This window comes from Mycobacterium conspicuum (assembly GCF_010730195.1).
Taxonomy (GTDB): domain Bacteria; phylum Actinomycetota; class Actinomycetes; order Mycobacteriales; family Mycobacteriaceae; genus Mycobacterium; species Mycobacterium conspicuum.
In genome coordinates this window covers 2,562,032-2,580,243 of record NZ_AP022613.1, presented here as the reverse complement: position 1 = coordinate 2,580,243, position 18,212 = coordinate 2,562,032, and the positions used below count along the sequence as shown (strand labels likewise).

The window sequence follows — 18,212 nt, the reverse complement described above, 5'->3', positions numbered from 1 at the left end:
ATGACGGCGGGCACCAGGCGGCGCGGGCGCCCGGCCGGGACTTCCGACACCCGGGACCGGATCCTGGCAAGCGCTCGAACATTGTTTGCGCACAACGGAATTGACCGGACCTCGATACGCGCCGTGGCCGCGGATGCCGGGGTGGATTCCGCGCTGGTGCACCACTACTTCGGGACCAAGCAGCAGCTGTTCGCCGCCGCGATCCAACTCCCGATTGACCCCATGACAATTCTGGTGCCGTTACGGGAGACGCCGGTCGATGAGCTCGGGTTGCGGCTGCCGACGGTGTTGTTGCCATTGTGGGATTCGGAAATGGGCGCGGGACTGATTGCGACGCTACGGTCGTTGCTCGTCGGCGACGACGTAAGTCTGGCTCGCAGGTTCCTGCAGGAAGTCATCGTCGCGGAAGTCGCTCCGCGCGTTGACAATCCTCCCGGCACGGGCCGGATCCGTGTGCAGTTCGTCGCGTCGCAGTTGATGGGCGTGATCATGGCCCGCTACATCGTGAAGATCGAACCGCTCGCGTCGCTGCCGTCCGAGCAGGTCGCGAGGACCATCGCGCCGAACCTGCAGCGCTACCTCACCGGGGATCTGCCGGAGGGCTTTGATTCATGAGCCGGGCGTGCTCGTCGTCGTCGACGTCGCGGGCCTCGTCGATCAGCAGCACCGGGATGCCGTCGTCGATGCGGTAAGCCCGCCGCAGCCGCGGGTTGTACAGCTCGTCGCCGACCAGCATCAGCGGGCCCCGGTCGGCCGGGCACACCAGGATGCTCAGCAGGGAATCGTCAAGCATTGGAGCGTTTACTCCCCCCGGTCAGCGCCGTGCGGGCCGCCGGGGTCAAGCGCCGGAACTCGTTGCCGTCGGCGTCGAAATACCAAGCCTGACGGCCCGATTTGGGAATCCCGGCCGCCCGCAACGCACTGACCGTCGGGCGGTAGGTCGCGCTCAACGTCATCTTCTGACAGACGTGCACGATGTCGGGCCCCAGCCCGACGGGCATGTTCGCGACGGCCTCGGTCAAGTCGGCGGCCGTGATGGTGGCGCCCGGCAGCAAGGTCAGCGCGGTTACCGCCAGCTGCCGACCGTTCACCGACACGTCGTAGGTCACGGCGAGGTCGATGCCGTTGATCAGGCCCAGCGCATCGGTGACCGGCTCGGCATAGACCAGGCCGCGGCGGGTGCGAATCACCGCGCCGCGCCTGCCCATCAGCCAGAAGTTCCCGTCGGAGTCGCGGCGGAACAGGTACTCGGTCGAGATCCAGGTGTCACCGGGCGCGAAGACGCCGCGTTTGACCGACGCGGTCGGATCGATCGGTCCGTTGGATTGCGCGAGCAGCACCCCGACCTGGTTGACGTCGGCGACCTGGACGAAGCCGCGCTCGTCCTCCAGGATCAGGTCGCGGTCGGCGTCGTAGGCGGCCAGCTCGACGCGCCCGGCGCCGGGCAGCGGGCGGCCCTTGCTGCCGACCTTCACGCCGGACACGTTGGCCAGCACCGCCTGCCCGTCGGTGGTCGCGAAGAACTCGACGATGTGCGCGGGCGCGAACGCGTCGACCACCCGCTGCCACAGCCCGGTCGGCATGCCCGAGCCGATGAACAGCCGCACCGGGTGGTTGCCCTGCAGCGCAAACGCCGGATCGTCGACGACGTCGCGCAGCATGGCCCAGGTGTAGGACACCACGGTGACGCCGTACTGGCGGACCTCCTTGACGAACCGGTCCCGGTCCAGCCCGCGCGACAGCGCGATGCGGGTGCCGCCGACGACCGCGCCGCCCAGGCTGACCAGCAGCGCGGACTCGTGGTGCAGCGGCGTCAAGCAGTACACGGTGTCCTTACGGTCCAGGCCGGCGGCCGACGCGGTCCCGAAGGCGGACACCGCCCAGCGGTAGTTGGTGATCTGCTTGGCCACCAGTTCGCCGCCCGCCGCGCTGAACGCGATGAACGCCAGATCCCGCGCCAGCGCGGGGTTGGGTCGGTACCAGGCGGGCAACTCGACGAGGTCGGGGTCGATCTGTTCCATGTCGATGACGCGGCCCTGCTCGGCGGCGTCATCCGGCAGATGCAGATCGCGCACCTCCCCGCCCCCGCCCAACACCAAAATCTGAGCCGGAAGTTGTCGCGCGGCATCGAGATTGGTGGGGTCGGTCATGATTTCCGACACCCGCCCGAGCCGCACCGACTCGGCCAGATCGGCTTCGGGCCGCATCACCACCGCGATGGCGCCCAGCCGGGACAGCGCGGCGATCGCGACCAGTGCGCTGGGCCGCGTCTCCATCAACACGCCCACCCGGTCGCCCTGCCGCACCCCGACCTCGATCAAGCCGCGAACGACGTTGTTGACGCGGCGGTTCACCGCCTCGTAGGTGTGCACGCGGCCGTCGAACAACAAGAACTCGCCCTGCGGGGCGTCGTGGGCCTGCTCCTCGATGATGCGTCCCAGCGAAATCCGGGTGTGGTCGTTGATCTGCCCCAGCCGGGCCAGCCTAGGCAGGGTCCGGGCCGTCTCTATCGCCAGCGTGCGCATCGACTTGTTGGCGGCGACGAACGCGCCGACCGCGCCGCGGGCCAGCCCCACCGTCGCCTCGGAGAACTCGCCCAGCCCGTGTGCCAGGCGGGAGCTGAAGGCCACACCGCTGTCGGTGTGCTCCTCGGGCTGATCGGCCATCAGGTCGATGTTCGCCGGCTTGTCGCCGCCGCCGGACAGCCAGCGCACCCACTCGGCGACGGTCGGCCAACTCTCCTTGGCCGCCTTGGATCCCACCACAAGGCCGAAATGTCCTGTGCGGATGCGGTATTCGAATACCTCGGCGTTGGGCGCCGCCCGCCGGATGCCGCGTACGGCCGCGGGCTGGCCGATGTCGTCGACCTCGCCGACGAACGCCAGGATCGGGCAGGTGATGTCGGTGAGCGTCACCAGTTGCCCGTTGACGGCGAAACCGCCAGTCATCATGCGGTTGTGCGCGATGAACTGCTTGAGCAGCTCCGAGATCGCCGGGCCCGACCACGCGATCCAGCCTTCGGATTCGAGGAATCGGCGCTGTTGTTCGCGCGGCAACAGGGCCTCGCGGTCATGCAGCTGGCGCACGAAGTCGACCCGCGCCTTGGCGGTTTTCAGCGGGTCCATCATCTGAAAACCGGTGCGCGCCAACCAGCTTGGAATGCTCAGCCGGGTGAAGACGTGATCGGCCATGAAATCGGCTATGGCGGGAGCCATGTTCGGCGGCAGGCCCATGGGCAGCGCGGCCAGCGTGTCCACCGGCGAACCGAACGCCACGATGCTCGCGAGGTTCTTCGAACGCCGGTATGCCGCGACCTGATAGCACCACATCCCGCCCTGCGAGTAACCGACCAGGTGCACGTCCTGCCCGGTCGCGTCCTTGACCGTGTCGATGGCCTGATCGAGCGCGACGATGTGGTCGGCCAGCGTGCGCAGCATCCCGCCCTCGACCTTGTCGGGCGAGCCGAAGTCGATGACCCACGGGTCCAGGCCGTTGGCGTGCAGGATCCCCACCGCCCCGTCTTCGCGGGTGACGTCCCACATGTCCGCCGACATCATCATCGGGTGCACCATCAGCACCGGCGGGCCGATTTTCGGCTCTCCGCGCCGGCTGTCCGGCGGGAAGTACCGCTTGAGCTTGTACATCGGTACGCTCTCGACGATCTGGGACGGCGACGGGACACTGCCCGTCTCCAGGCCCCCCAGCCGGATGACTTCCAGCCCATTCTGCGCCGTGGCCACCAGACGCTCGATCGGTCGGGTGACCATCGAAAAATTCAGATCCACCGCTGCTCCCTGAATGTGTACAGCTTGGCCATCATGGCACATCGGCCCGTGCGGTGGTGTTGATCAGGGAGTTTGCCGGCCGGCGCAGCGCGGCGAGCGTGAACGCATGGCGGGATTTCGATTTCCCGCCATGAGTTCACGTTCGGCGCGGTTACGGCGAACCCGAGCACATGAAGGGGAACCCGCACCACGGCTTCCGCAGCGCGTCCGGCGGCGGTGGCCCACCCTCCCACACACCGGGGGAAGCGTTCCCGTGCCCCCACACCACGCCGTACCAGGTGTGGCATTGCGTCTTGTCCCAGTGCACACCGGACGGGCATCCGCGACCGGTCTGTGGGCGCAGTCCGCCGCTCTCGTCGCCCGGGCAGCAGGTGTACGGCCCGGAGGCTCCGGGCGGCACCGGGTCCGCCTGTGCGGTACCGAGGCTGAACGCCATGCCGGTGAGCGCCGCGCCCGAGAGCAACGCCCCGGCAAAGATCTTCTTCAGGGTGTGAGAGGTGTTCATGCGCAGCAACATAATGCCGCTCACTTGCGTGATTCTTGCGTTTGCCAGGGCTGATCCCATACCGCGCGGATCTCCGCCGGTAACTTTGGTCCGGTGGCGCACCTCCTGGGAGCCGAGGCGGTACACCTGCAATATCCGACGCAGGTGGTATTCGAGTCACTCACGCTCGGCGTCAACGACGGCGCGCGCATCGGCATCGTCGGCCGCAACGGCGACGGCAAGTCCAGCCTGCTGGGACTGCTGACCGGCGAGCTGCAGCCCAACTCGGGCCGGGTCACCCGGCGCAGCGGACTGCGGGTCGGTGCCGTGAGCCAGGCCGACACCCTCGATCCGCACCGCACGGTCGGCTGGACCCTGGTCGGCGACCAAGCCGAACACCAGTGGGCCGGTAACGCAAAGGTCCGCGACGTGGTCAGCGGGCTGGTATCCGATATCGGTTGGGAAGCAACGGTTTCCACGCTCAGCGGGGGCCAGCGCCGACGCGTGCAGCTGGCCCGGCTGCTGATGGGCGACTGGGACGTGATCGCCCTCGACGAGCCCACCAACCACCTCGACATCGAGGGCATCACCTGGCTGGCCGACCACCTGCGGCGGCGCTGGGCCCGCAATACCGGCGGGCTGCTGCTGGTGACGCACGACCGCTGGTTTCTCGACGAAGTCGCCACCACGACGTGGGAGGTGCACGACGGGATCGTCGAGCCGTTCGAAGGCGGCTACGCCGCGTACGTGTTGCAGCGCGTCGAGCGCGACCGGCAGGCCGCCGCCGCCGAGGCCAAGCGGCAGAACCTGATGCGCAAGGAGCTGGCCTGGCTGCGCCGCGGCCCGCCGGCGCGCACCTCCAAGCCCAAGTTCCGGATCGAGGCCGCCAATCGGCTGATCGCCGACGTGCCCCCGCTGCGCAACACCGTGGAGCTGGCCAAGCTGGCGACCGCGCGGCTGGGCAAGGACGTGGTCGATCTGCTCGACGTGTCGGTGTCGTTCGCATCTTCTGGTGGGCGCCCCGTGCTGCGCGACATCGAATGGCGGATCGCGCCCGGTGAGCGCACCGGCATCGTCGGGGCCAACGGCGCCGGCAAATCGACCCTGCTGGGGTTGATCGCCGGCACCGTCGCGCCGGACACCGGGCGCGTCAAGCGCGGCAAGACGGTCCGGTTGGCGGTGCTGGATCAGCAAGGCGATCAGCTGACCCGCTTCGCCGATGACCGGATCGCCGACGTGCTGGCCGGGCTGCGCGGCGGCTATCAGGTCGAGGGTGACGAGGTCACCCCGGCCCAGCTGCTGGAGCGACTCGGTTTTGGTCGCGGCCAGTTGTCCGCGCGGGTCGGTGAACTCTCCGGCGGTCAGCGCCGCCGCCTGCAGCTCATGCTCACGCTGTTGGCCGAGCCGAACGTGCTGCTGCTCGACGAGCCCACCAATGACGTGGACACCGATATGCTCACCGCCACCGAGGATCTCCTCGACTCCTGGCCGGGCACGTTGATCGTGGTCTCGCACGATCGCTATCTGCTCGAACGCGTCACCGATCAGCAGTACGCGATCCTGGACGGGCGCCTGCGGCACCTGCCCGGTGGTATCGACGAATACCTGCGCCTGGCAGCCGATTCCGCACCGCGCGAACGACCGACACGCCCGTCGGCCGCCGCCGCGCCAGACACCCTGTCCGGCGCGCAACGTCGCGCCGCCGAGAAGGAGCTCGCCTCGGTCGACCGCCAACTCGCACGGCTGGCCGATCGGATCGCGGCCAAACACACCGAGCTCGCCGAGCATGACCAGTCCGACCACGTGGGGATCACTGGGCTGACGGCCGAACTACGTACTCTCGAGGACGAAGTCGGCACCTTGGAGGGGCGCTGGCTCGAGCTCTCGGAGGCGCTGGAATGAGTACCTGGCAACCGGTGCGTTACCTGCCCGGCGAGACGTTGCTGAACCTCTACCGACGGCGCGGCCCGGTGATCAACTCCGGGCTCGGACGGCACGGGTACACCTACCTGCTGGGCGCCGAAGCCAACAAGTTCGTCTTCGCCAACGCCGACGCGTTCAGCTGGCGCAAGACGTTTGAGAACCTGGCGATCGTGGACGGGCCCACCGCCCTGATCGTGAGCGACGGCGCCGACCACCAGCGTCGTCGCAGCGTCATCGCCCCCGGGCTGCGGCACCGGGAGATCCAGAGCTATGTGCAGACCATGGTGTCCAACATCGACGCCGTGATCGACGGCTGGCGGCCCGGGCAGCGCCTGGACATCTACCAAGACTTCCGCTCGGCGGTGCGGCGCAGCACCGCCGAGTCGCTGTTCGGCCCGCGCATGGCCGCCCACTCCGACTTCCTGGGCGCACAATTGCAGCCGCTGCTGGATCTCACGCACCAACTTCCGCAAGTCATGCAGCTGCAGCGGCGGGCCAAGACGCCGCCCTGGCGGCGCGCAATGCAGGCCCGCGAACGCATCAACGAGCTAATCGACGCCCAGATCGCGGAAGCCCGTAGCGCGCCCAGCCCCGACGACCACATGCTGACCATGCTGATCAATGGCCGCGGTGATGAGGGTTACGCGTTGAGCGACAACGAGATTCGAGATCAGGTCATTTCCCTGATCACCGCCGGCTACGAGACCACGAGCGGCGCGCTGGCCTGGGCCACCCACACGCTGCTCTCCGCCCCGGACGCCTGGGACGCCGCCGCCGACGACGTCCGCCGCGTATGCGGTGACCGGCCTCCCGCTGCCGAGGACCTTTCGGCGCTGACCTACCTCAACGGGGTGGTGCACGAGACGCTTCGGCTGTACCCGCCCGGGGTGATCTCCGCCCGCAGGGTGATGCGCGACCTTCGCTTCGACGGGCACCGCATCCGCGCCGGGCGGCTGCTGATCTTCAGCGCCTACGTGACGCACCGCATCCCCGAGGTGTGGCCGGAACCAACCGAATTCCGGCCGCTGCGTTGGGATCCCCGCTCACCGGGTTACCGCAAGCCCGCGCCACACGAGTTCATCCCGTTCAGCGGCGGGCTGCACCGATGCATCGGGTCGGCGATGGCGATCACCGAGATGACCGTGATGCTGGCCCGGCTCGTCTCCCGGACCAGGCTGCGATTGCCCGCTCAGCGGATCCGCGCGCATAACCTCGCCGCGCTGAGCCCGCGACCGGGATTGAGTGTCGAGGTCGCTGACTTAACGCCAGCGCAGTAGCACGAGTTCGGAGCAGAATCCCGGGCCGATCGCGATCATCAGCCCGGGGGTTCCGCTGGGCGGCAGTTTGGCGATGGTGTCACGCAGGATGTGCAGCACCGAGGCCGACGAGAGGTTGCCGATCTCGTCCATCGAGCGCCAGGTCAGCTCGAGTGCGTCCGGCGGCAACTCGAGAGACCTGGCGATTGCGTCGATGACCTTGGGACCGCCGGGATGGGCGACCCACGCGCCGATGCCGTCCTTGTCGAGTCCCTGGGCGGCCAGGAAGCGCGACACGTCACCGGCCAGATGCCGCTCGATCACGCTGGTCAACTCGGGGGACATCACCAGCTGCAGGCCGGAGGAGTTGATGTTCCAGCCCATGACGTTGAGCGAGTCGGGGTAAAGGCGGCTGCGGGAGGCGACGATGTCGGGCCCGCCGGCGCGGACCTGTTCGGCGCGACGGTCGCCGACGGCCACCACCGCGGCGGCACCGTCACCGAACAGCGCGGTCTCGACCAAGCCGGAAACGGTCGGTTTGACCGCCGGGAACGTGAGCGAGCAAAGCTCGATGGACACCAGCGCCGCGACGCCGTCGGGCGCGCCGCTCAGGTAGTCGTGCAGGCGCCCCACCCCGGCCGCCCCCGCGGCGCAACCCAGCCCGAACAGGGGCATCCGCCGCACGTCGGGGCGCAGGCCCACGCGCCCGGCGATCCGGGCCTCCAACGACGGCACCGCGATGCCGGTGACGGTGGACGAGACGATCAGGTCGACGTCCTGCGGCCGCAGGCCCGCCTCCTCGAGCGCGCCCAGCAGTGCCTCGCAGCCCAGCTCCACCGCTTTGTCGATGAAGATTTCGTTGGTCTCGTCGAAATCGGCGAGCGCGTGGTATTTCTCCAGCGGCAAGACCAGGTGGCGGCTGTTGACCTTGGCGCCGGCGTGCATGCGCCGGACGAGCACCTCGTTGTCCTTCAAACCAGGGAACTGGACGAAGGCCTCGGTGAGTTCGTGCTGGCCGTATCGATTGGGTGGCAATGCCCCGAATACACCTGCGATGACGCTCATGCCCTACCCCTGCGTATTAAAACCTGCCCGATTCAGTACCAGAAGTTTAATGTAATTCCGCAGACTAGGGGAAAGTTAGAGATATTAAACACACGCCTCATAAACGGTATTGAACGTGCGTCAAATTGCGCTATTTGACATGCGTTGGATTAATTCAACAAATTATTTTCGCGCGGTTCGTTATTGAGGTCACGTGGCTTCACTCGTCGCGGTCGTCCGCTTCGTCGAGCGCCATCGCGATCAGCGCGTCGGCGCTCAGTCCATCGATGACGTCGTCGTCGACCGTCGACTCGCGAGGGGATCCGTCGGGCAGGCCCGCCAGCTGCAGGAGTTTGTCCAGCAAACCCGTCCGTCGAAGCTCCTGGAGAGGGATCTTCCTCAGCGCAGACCAGATCCGCTCCTCGTCGGACTCTTCCTGATGGCCGCCCAGCAGGTGGTGCGCGAGATGATCGGCCAACGCCGTCGGAGTGGGATAGTCGAAGATCAGCGTGCGGGACAGCGCGGCGCCGGCCAGCCCGGTGTCGACTTTGAGGCGGTTGCGCAGTTCCACGCCGGTCATCGAATCGAATCCGAGGTCGTTGAACGCGCGCTCCACATCAATGTCGTCGCTGCTCGAATGGCCCAAAACCGTTGCCGCATGGGCACATACCAATTCCAGCAGCTGACGGTGCTGTTCCCCGGGGGGCAACTGTCGCAAATTCTCGACGAAGCCGGCCGATCGGCTCGCTTCCCCGCGGCTCGCTTCCGGCCCGCCGGAATCGCCCGCGCCCAGCCAAAACCGCCGCCGCGCAAACCCGTAGGTGGGCAACGCCACCCTCCGGACACCCGAAACATTCAACACGCCAACCCAATCCACCGGCACGCCCACGGTGAACAATTGACCCAGCGCGGCCAGCAGCGAATCAACCTCGCCGCGATCCTTGACCAGCGTCGCGACCGCGGCCGCGTGTTCGGTCGTCGGATCGGTCAGCGACTGCTCCACGGCCGCCATCAATCCCCCACCCGGACCCACCTCCACGAATACCGCGCCGCCGAGCGATTCCGCCGTCTGCACCCCCTTGGCGAACAGCACGGGGCGACGCACATGATCGACCCAGTACTGGGGCGACCCATACCCGGGCGCGGCGAGTTCACCGGTTAGATTGGACACCAAGTCAATTCGGGGCTGAACCGCCTCGAGTTCGTCGAGCGCTCCCGCGAACCGCTGCAGCATCGGCTCCATCAACGCCGAATGAAACGCATGCGACACCGCCAATCGGTGCACCCGGCGCCCCGCACCCGCGAACCGGTCGGCCACGGCGCCCACGGCGGCTTCCCCACCCGAAATCACAACCGAATTCGGGCCGTTGACGGCGGCGACATCGACACCCTCGGTCAGGAATGGCGCCACCTCGTCCGCGCTGGCGGCCACCGCCACCATCGCGCCGCCGTCTGGCCCGGTGGGTAGGTCCGCCATCAAGCGGCCCCGGGCAGCGACCACGCTGGCCGCAGCGGCCAACGACAATGCGCCGGCCACGTGCGCCGCGGTGATCTCACCCACCGAATGACCCATCACGACATCGGGCACCACGCCGCAGGACCGCAACAGCGCCGCCGTCGCCGCCTGCACCGCGAACAATGCGGGCTGAGCGAACTCGGTGCTGCGCAACAGGTCCGCGTCGGTGCCCCCGATCACGTCGCGCAATGGCAATCGCAGGTGTGGCTGTAACGCCGCGGCGGCCTCGTCGAAGGCCTGGGCGAATACCGGAAATCGGTCGTAGAGCTGCTGACCCATGCCGAGCCATTGCGAACCCTGCCCGGGAAACACGAACACGGTCTTGCCCACCGGGTGGGCCCGCCCCAGCACCGTCGCCGGGCTCGGCTCACCGGCGGCCAGCGCGGACAACTGCGCCATCAGCTGCTCGCGGTCGGCGCCGACCACGACGGCCCGATGCTCAAACACCGATCGGGTGGTCGCCAACGACCAACCCACGTCCGCCGGACTCGGGCCCGCCTCAACGCCGTTCTGCGTGCTCAGCTGCCCCAGCAACCGGGCAGCCTGATTTTGTAGCGCCTCCCCGGACCGCGCGGACAGCACCCAGGCGGTGGTGGGCTCGCTGGCATTGTGTTGGGGTGCAGCACTTTCCGGCACGGCCGGCGGTTGTTCGACGATGACGTGCGCGTTGGTCCCGCCCATCCCCAACGAGGACGCCCCCGCGCGCCGCAAGGCGCCACCGGTGGGCCAGGGCGTCAGCGCGGTGTTGACCCGAAGCCCGAGGCTGTCGAGATCGATCGCGGGGCGGACGTAGTTGAGACTTGGTGGCAGCAGACCGTTTTCCACCGCGAGCACCGTCTTGATCAGCCCGGCGATTCCGGCGGCGGCCCCGGTGTGGCCGATGTTGGTCTTCACCGATCCGACGCTGACCGGATCCCGGCGTCGCTCGGCGAACACCGTGCCCAGCGCCCTCGCCTCGACCGGATCGCCGACCGCGGTGCCGGTTCCGTGCGCCTCTACGTAGTCGATCTGGTGGGCGTCGAGGCCCGCGCTGGCCAGGGCGCGCGCGATGACGTCCGCTTGCCCCGGGACGGAGGTGACGGTCAGCCCGGCCGCGCTGTGCCCGGCGTTGCCCACCGCGCTGCCTCGAATGACGGCGCGGATTCGGTCGCCGTCGTCGAGTGCCGCACTCAACGGCTTCAACAGAACCAAAGCGCCGCCTTCGCCCCGAACATAGCCGTCGGCGCGTTCGTCGAACGCATAGGTGTGGCCCGACGGCGAGATCGCACCGAATTCGGCTTCCAGCAAGGCGGTTTCGCTGGCCATGTTCAGGTGAACCCCGCCGGCGATCGCCAGCGGCGCCGCGCCCGTCCGCAGGCTCTCGCACGCGAGGTGGACCGCGACCAGGGAGGACGATTGCCCGGAATCGACCGTCATGCTGGGGCCCTGCAACCCGAACGCGAAGGACAGCCGGTTGGCGATCATGCCCCGGCTGATGCCGGTGAAGGAGTGATGCTCGACGTTGTCGGTGGCGACGGTCAGCAACGCGTAGTCGTCGTTCATCGCGCCGAGGTACACCGCGACGTGCTCGCCGTCCAGCGTCTCGGGCACCACGAACGCGTCTTCGAATGTCTCCCAAGCCAGTTCGAGCGCCAGCCGTTGCCGGGGGTCCATCGCCCGGGCCTCGCGTGGCGACAGGTTGAAAAAGTCCGCATCGAAATCGGCGACATCGGCGGGCAACTGGGTAACTTCGAGCCCATCGCAGAGCAACCGCCAGAACTCGTCGGCGTTGGCGGCGCCGGGAAACCTGCAAGCGAGCCCGATGATTGCGACGTCTGGAGTCACACCGGAAAGTCCTCGTCGAGGATGGCGAACAGTTCGCTTTCGGTGGCGGTGGCGAGGTCGACGTCTTCGAGCCCGTGCGACTCGGACTGGGGCGCGGTCAGTTCGGTCAAAATGCTTTCGATGCGCGCCGTGAAGTGTGCCTTGTCCTTCGCGGTCCAGTCGGCTTGGTTGACGAGAGTTTGCAATTCGCGGGCGATGTCGTTAAATCGGGCCAGCCTGTCGGGTGCATTGGCGGGCGCGCTGCCGTTGGTGATCGGCGCGGACTTGAGCAGCCCGTCGATCTGCTCGGCCAGCGCGGAGGCGGTCGGGTATTCGAAGATCAAGGCCGGCGGGAGGGTAAGGCCGGTAGCGGTTTTGAGGCGGTTGCGCAGTTCCACGGCGGTCAGCGAGTCAAAACCGAGGTCCTGGAACGCGACGTCGGCGCCGATGTCGGCGCTGGAGCGGCCCAAAACCGTTGCCGCGTTGGTAGAAACCAGCTCCACCAACTGGCTGTGGCGTTGTTCGGCAGTCAGCCCTTGCAGTCGCGCCACCAGTCCGGACATCGAGGCGGCGGTGTCGCTGTCCATCACCAACCGCCTGCCCCGACGGGTGGCCAGGTCACGCAGCAACGGCGGCACGGCGCCGCTGGCGCCTAGCCCGGCCTCGTCCAGGCGGGCGGCCACCAACACCGGGCGGTCGGCCAGCATCGCGTCGTCGAACAGCTGCAGCGCCCGGGGCGTGGGTAGCGGTGCCAGCCCGGCCCGCGTCATGCGGGCCTTGTCGCGGTCGCCAAGGTGCCGGGTCATCGCGCTGGCTTGCTCCCACAGCCCCCAGGCCACCGACAGCCCGGCCAACCCGTGGGCGCGGCGGTCGGCGGCCAGCGCGTCGAGAAAACTGTTGGCGGCCGCGTAGTTTCCCTGTCCCGGCGCGCCCACGATCCCGGCCATCGACGAGAACATCACGAACGCCGACAGATCCCGATCCTGGGTGAGCTCGTGCAGGTTCCACGCGCCGTCCACCTTGGCGCGCAACACCGCATCCATGCGCTCCGGCGTCAGCGAGGCGATCAACCCGTCATCAAGCACACCGGCCGCATGGAACACGCCCCGCAGCGGATATTCGTCTGGAAGCCGCGCGATCAGCGCCGCCACCGCATCGCGGTCGGCCACATCACAGGCCACCACCGACACCTGCGCGCCCGCCTCTTCCAGCTCGCCCACCAGCTCCGCGACACCCTCGGCAGTGACACCGCTGCGGCTGGCCAACACGACGTGCGCCACCCCGTAGCGGCGCACCAGGTGAGCGGCCACCGCCGACCCCGCCATCCCGGTGCCGCCGGTGACGATCACGGTGCCGCCGGCCAGCCCCCCGCCCGATCCGGTCAGCACGGCGTTTCCCGGCCCGTCGGGCAGGGTCAGCACCACCTTGCCGATCTGGCGAGCCTGGCTGACGAAGCGATACGCCGCCGAGGCGCTGCGCACGTCAAAAGCCTTGATCGGCAACGGCTCTAGCACCCCGTCGGCGAATAAGCCCATCAGCTCGGCGAGCATTGCGCGAATGTGGTCGGGGCCGGCCTCCATCAGGTCGAATGCCCGGTATGTCACGCCCGGGTGTTCGTCCGCCACCGTCGCGGGGTCGCGAAGGTCGGTCTTGCCCATCTCGATGAAGCGTCCGCCCCCGACCAGCAGCCGCAGCGACGCATCGAGGAAATCGCCCGCCAGCGAGTTGAGTACCACGTCGACCCCGGCGCCGCCGGTGGCCGCCAGGAATTTCTCCTCGAACTCCAGCGTCCGCGAGTCACCGATGTGCGCGTCGTCAAAACCCATCGCGCGCAACGTGTCCCACTTACCGCGGCTCGCGGTCGCGAAAACCTCGGCGCCCCAATGCCGGCACAGCTGCACCGCGGCCATCCCCACCCCGCCGGTGGCCGCATGCACCAACACCCGCTGGCCCGCCGTTACCTCGGCCAGCACCGAGAGGCCGTACAACGCCGTCAAGAACACCACCGGCACACCGGCGGCCCGCGCCAGCGGCCATCCCGCCGGCACCGGTGTCACGAACCGCGCGTCCACCACCGCTTCGGAACCGACCACGCCCAGCAGGCCCAGCACCGCATCGCCGACGGCCAGCCCCTCGACCCCGGCACCCACCTCGACGACCACGCCGGCACCTTCGGCGCCGAGTTCGCCGCCGCCGGGATACATCCCCAATGCCACCAAGACATCCCGGAAATTCACGCCCACCGCGGCCACCGCCACCCGTACCTGTCCGGCCGACAACTCGACCGGCTCGGCCGGGGTCACCACGACGTCCTCCAGGGTGCCGCCGCCCCCGGCGGCCAAACGCCAGCCGCCAGCGGGCAATTCCAACACCGCCCCTGCCCCGACCGCGGTCAGGCGGGCGGTGTGCGCCACACCGGAGCGCACCATCACCTGCGGTTCACTCGGGCTGATGACCTCGGTGATGTCCACCGAGCCGTCCGAATCGACCAGCACCACCCGTCCCGGATGCTCGGCCTGCGCGGAGCGCACCAGCCCCCATACCGCGGCCGCCGCCAGATCGGCGACGGGCTCACCGGCCAGGCCCACCGCGCCGTGAGTCTGCACGGCCAGCACGCCCGACCCATCACCGGCCAGCCACGACTGCAAGGTTTCCAACGCCTCGTGGGTGGCGCTATGCACCGAGTCCAGCACGCCTTCGGTGCCCGAGCTAGCCGGGGTCGGCTGCCAGACCACCACGTTGTCGTCCATCTCGCTGCGTTCCAATGTCGTTGCCGACCAGGCGACTTCGTACAGCGAACCGCCGCCGCCGGCGGCCGCCGCCACCGCGGCCGACAGGGCCTGCGCCGACACGGGACGGACCATCAACTCCCGCACCGACAGGACCGGCAAACCCGCCGCATCGGCCAAGTCCACCGACACCGCCCCGGTTCCGGCGGGTGCGATGCGGACCCGAACCCGCGACGCGCCCGCGGCATGCAGACACACCCCCTGCCAGGAAAACGGCAACATCGTCGCGTCTCCGCCGTCGGCGACTCCCCAGGCGTGCAGCGCGGCGTCCAGCACCACCGGGTGAATCCCGAAGCCCGCCACCGCTACTCCCTCACCCACCGCGACCTCGGCAAAGACCTCGGACCCGCGGCGCCACAATGCGCGCAACCCGCGAAACGCCGGCCCGTATTCATAGCCACGGCGCGCCAGCACGTCGTACGCGTCGTCCGCATCGATCTCCGACGCGCCGCTGGGCGGCCACACCGACAGATCCGCGCCCGAGTCGGTCGCGGCGGCACTCAACGCACCCTGCGCGTGCAACACCCACACCGAATCCGGGCCCGTGCCGCGCGAATAGACCCACACGCCACGCGAACCCGACTCGCCCGCCGGGTCGACGACGATCTGCACGCGGGCGCCGCCGGCCGAGGGCAACACCATGGGCGCCAGCAGCGTCAGCTCCTCCACCACCGAGCAACCGACCTCGTCGCCGGCCCGCAACACCAACTCCACGAATCCGGCGCCGGGGAACAACATCACCCCGTCGACGACGTGATCGGCCAGCCATGGCATTTGGGCGACGGACAACGACCCCGTCAGCACCACTCCACCCGAATCGGGCCGCTCTACCACCACGCCCACCAGCGGATGATCGGACCGCGTCAAGCCGACGCCGCGCACGTCCGCCGACCCGTTCGACCCCACGGGCAACCAAAATCGCTGTCGGACAAACCCGTACGTCGGAAGGTCGACCCGCCGCCCCTTCCCCAGCGCCGCTGGCCAGTCGACGTCGACGCCGCTGGTGAACAATTGCCCCAGCGCTGCCAGCAGCGACTCCGCTTCGGGGCGGTCTTTGGCCAGTGTGACCGCAGATGCCGCGGGTTCGGCGCTCAACGACTGCTCCACCGCGGCACTGAGACCACCGCTGGGACCCACCTCGACGAAGACGTTGGCGCCCGACGACTCGGCGGCGCGCACGCCGTCGGCGAAGCGGACCGGCCGCCGCACGTGCTCGGCCCAGTACTGCGGAGATCCGTATCCTGGTTCCGCCAGCGTGCCGGTCAGGTTGGACACCAACCCAATTCGCGGCGGCGCGGCGGAGACGCCGGCCAGCAGCCGGGTGAACTCCTCGAGCATGGGATCCATCAGCACCGAGTGGAACGCGTGCGACACCGCCAGCCGGTGCACGCGTCTGCCCTGCTGCGCCAGCCGATCCGCCAGCGCGGTCACCGCGGCGTCCACGCCCGAAATCACCACCGCGTTGGGGCCGTTGACGGCCGCGATGCTGACGTCGTCGCTCAGCAGGGGCGCCACCTCGTCCTCGCTGGCCGCCACCGCGACCATCGCGCCGCCGGAGGGCAGGGCCGCCATCAACCGGCCCCGCGCGGCGACGACCCTGGCCGCATCCTCGAGCGTCAGCACCCCGGCGACGTAGGCGGCGGTGATCTCGCCCACCGAATGACCCGTGACCACGTCCGGCAGCACACCCCAGTCCGTCAGTTGCGCCGCCACCGCGACCTCGACGGCGAACAGGGCCGACTGCGCGAACTCCGTGCTTTGCAGCAGCGCGGCATCGCCGCCCCACATCACCTGCCGCAGCGGCAACCGCAGATGCGGATCCAGCGCGGACACCGCCTCGTCGAACGCGCGGGCGAACACCGAAAACCGTTGATAGAGCTGCTGGCCCATGCCCAACCGCTGCGCACCCTGGCCGGGGAACACGAACACCGTCTGGCCCACCGGGCGGGCGCGCCCGGTCACCACGCCCCCACCCGGTTCGCCGGCCGCCAGCCCGGCCAGCGCCGCCATCAGCTGCGCACGGTCGGCCCCCGTCAGCACGGCACGATGCTCGAACATGGCCCGCGTCGCCGCCAGCGACCACGCCACATCCGCCGGTGCCAGATCCGCGCGCTCGGTCAGGTGCGCAAGCAACCGCCGGGCCTGATTGGTCAGCGCTTGCTCCGAGCGGGCCGACAGCACCCAGGCCGTCGGCGGGCCATCGCGTTCGGGCGCAACGTCTTCCAGCGGCGGTTCCGCCGGGGCCTGCTCGAGGATCACGTGCGCATTCGTGCCGCTGATCCCGAACGACGACACCCCGGCCCGCCGGGGGCCGTCCGCGCGCGTCCACGGGCGCGACTCGGTCAGCAACGACACCGCCCCCGCGGACCAATCCACGTGCGGCGTCGGCACGTCCACGTGCAACGTCTGCGGCAGCACCTGGTGCTGGATCGCCTGCACCACCTTGATCAGCCCGGCCACTCCGGCGGCGGCCGACGTGTGACCGATGTTCGACTTGATCGAACCGAGCCACAGTGGCTGATCGTTCGGCCGGTCCTGCCCGTAGGTCGCCAGCAGCGCCTGCGCTTCGATCGGATCCCCGAGCGTGGTGCCCGTGCCATGGCCTTCGACCAGATCGACATCGGCCGCCGTGAGCCCGGCGCTGGCGAGGGCCGCGCGGATAACCCGTTGCTGCGACGGCCCATTCGGTGCGGTGAGCCCATTGGAGGCGCCGTCCTGATTCACCGCGGAGCCCCGCACCAACGCCAACACCGGATGGCCCAGGCGCCGTGCGTCGGCCAGGCGCTCCACCACCAACACGCCCGCGCCTTCGGACCACGCGGTGCCGTCGGCGGCACCGGCGTACACCTTGCAGCGTCCGTCTGGAGCGAGCGCCCGCTGCCGGCTGAACTCGATGAAGGCGGTCGGGGTGGCCATCACCGTGACGCCGCCGACCAGGGCCAGGTTGGATTCGCCCGACCGCAGGGACTGTGCCGCCAGATGCAATGCCACCAATGACGACGAGCACGCGGTGTCCACCGACACCGCCGGGCCCTCCAGGCCCAGCACGTAGGACACCCGACCCGACGCGACGCTCGAGGTCGCGCCGGTGAGCCCGTAGCCCTCCAGCTCGCCTTCTACGTCTCCCCCGTAACCGGCATGGATGACACCGGTGAACACGCCCGTCGCCGAACCCCGCAACGTGGTCGGGTTAATTCCGGCCCGCTCCAAGCCTTCCCACGACAGTTCCAGCATCAACCGCTGCTGCGGGTCCATGGCCAGCGCCTCGCTGGGCCCGATGCCGAAGAACCCCGCGTCGAAGTCACCGGCGTCGAGCAAAAACGAGCCCTGTTGGACATACATCTTGCCTTGCGCGTCGGGATCCGGATCGAACAGCTCCGCTACGTCCCAGCCCCGGTAGGTGGGAAAGTCGGACACCGTGTCGCGGCCCTCAATCACCATCTGCCACAGGCTTTCCGGTGAGTCCACTCCGCCGGGATACCGGCATGCCATGCCCACCACCGCCACCGGCTCGGACAGCTTGCCTTCCAGCTCCGACACCCGTCGCCGGGCGCGCCGCAGGTCCGCTGCGAGGCGTTTCAAATAATCAACATGCTTGTCGGTGGCCGACAC

Annotated in this window: 9 protein-coding genes; 3 read left to right on the top strand and 6 right to left on the bottom strand. The window is 68.9% G+C overall.

What is annotated here, in order from left to right:
• Positions 1 to 615: a TetR/AcrR family transcriptional regulator gene (locus tag G6N66_RS12080; RefSeq protein WP_085234245.1), complete on the top strand. Its 615-nt coding sequence runs from the start codon at positions 1 to 3 to the stop codon at positions 613 to 615.
• On the opposite strand, the gene G6N66_RS12075 is transcribed toward G6N66_RS12080, so the two are convergent.
• The 3 genes from G6N66_RS12075 to G6N66_RS12065 form a co-directional block, all read right to left on the bottom strand.
• Positions 581 to 793 (bottom strand): Trm112 family protein, encoded by a 213-nt coding sequence (locus G6N66_RS12075; protein WP_085234246.1) that lies wholly within the window; start codon positions 791 to 793, stop codon positions 581 to 583. The two genes, G6N66_RS12080 and G6N66_RS12075, sit on opposite strands and share 35 nt — an antisense overlap.
• On the bottom strand, positions 786 to 3,827 hold the full coding sequence (locus tag G6N66_RS12070) for an acyl-CoA synthetase (RefSeq protein ID WP_085234247.1): 3,042 nt from the start codon (positions 3,825 to 3,827) through the stop codon (positions 786 to 788). The genes G6N66_RS12075 and G6N66_RS12070 overlap by 8 nt, the downstream gene beginning before the upstream one ends.
• Positions 3,828 to 3,936: 109 nt before the next feature.
• Positions 3,937 to 4,290 carry a hypothetical protein gene (locus tag G6N66_RS12065; RefSeq protein WP_139825327.1) on the bottom strand — a complete coding sequence of 118 codons (354 nt, stop codon included), beginning with the start codon at positions 4,288 to 4,290 and terminating at the stop codon, positions 3,937 to 3,939.
• Between the two features lie 93 nt (positions 4,291 to 4,383).
• Between G6N66_RS12065 and G6N66_RS12060 the strand changes: the two genes are divergently transcribed.
• Positions 4,384 to 6,171 (top strand): ABC-F family ATP-binding cassette domain-containing protein, encoded by a 1,788-nt coding sequence (locus G6N66_RS12060; RefSeq protein WP_085234249.1) that lies wholly within the window; start codon positions 4,384 to 4,386, stop codon positions 6,169 to 6,171.
• A 14-nt stretch (positions 6,172 to 6,185) separates the two neighbouring features.
• A complete protein-coding gene (locus G6N66_RS12055) occupies positions 6,186 to 7,469 on the top strand; it encodes a cytochrome P450 (RefSeq protein WP_139825331.1) in 1,284 nt (427 codons plus the stop codon).
• Here G6N66_RS12055 and G6N66_RS12050 read toward each other — a convergent pair.
• From G6N66_RS12050 to G6N66_RS12040, 3 genes are all read right to left on the bottom strand, one after another.
• Positions 7,452 to 8,513: a type III polyketide synthase gene (locus tag G6N66_RS12050; RefSeq protein WP_085234251.1), complete on the bottom strand. Its 1,062-nt coding sequence runs from the start codon at positions 8,511 to 8,513 to the stop codon at positions 7,452 to 7,454. The genes G6N66_RS12055 and G6N66_RS12050 overlap by 18 nt on opposite strands.
• A 199-nt stretch (positions 8,514 to 8,712) precedes the next feature.
• A complete protein-coding gene (locus tag G6N66_RS12045; protein WP_085234252.1) occupies positions 8,713 to 11,832 on the bottom strand; it encodes a type I polyketide synthase in 3,120 nt (1,039 codons plus the stop codon).
• A complete protein-coding gene (locus tag G6N66_RS12040) occupies positions 11,829 to 18,212 on the bottom strand; it encodes a type I polyketide synthase (RefSeq protein WP_085234253.1) in 6,384 nt (2,127 codons plus the stop codon). Before G6N66_RS12040 ends, G6N66_RS12045 begins: the two co-directional genes overlap by 4 nt.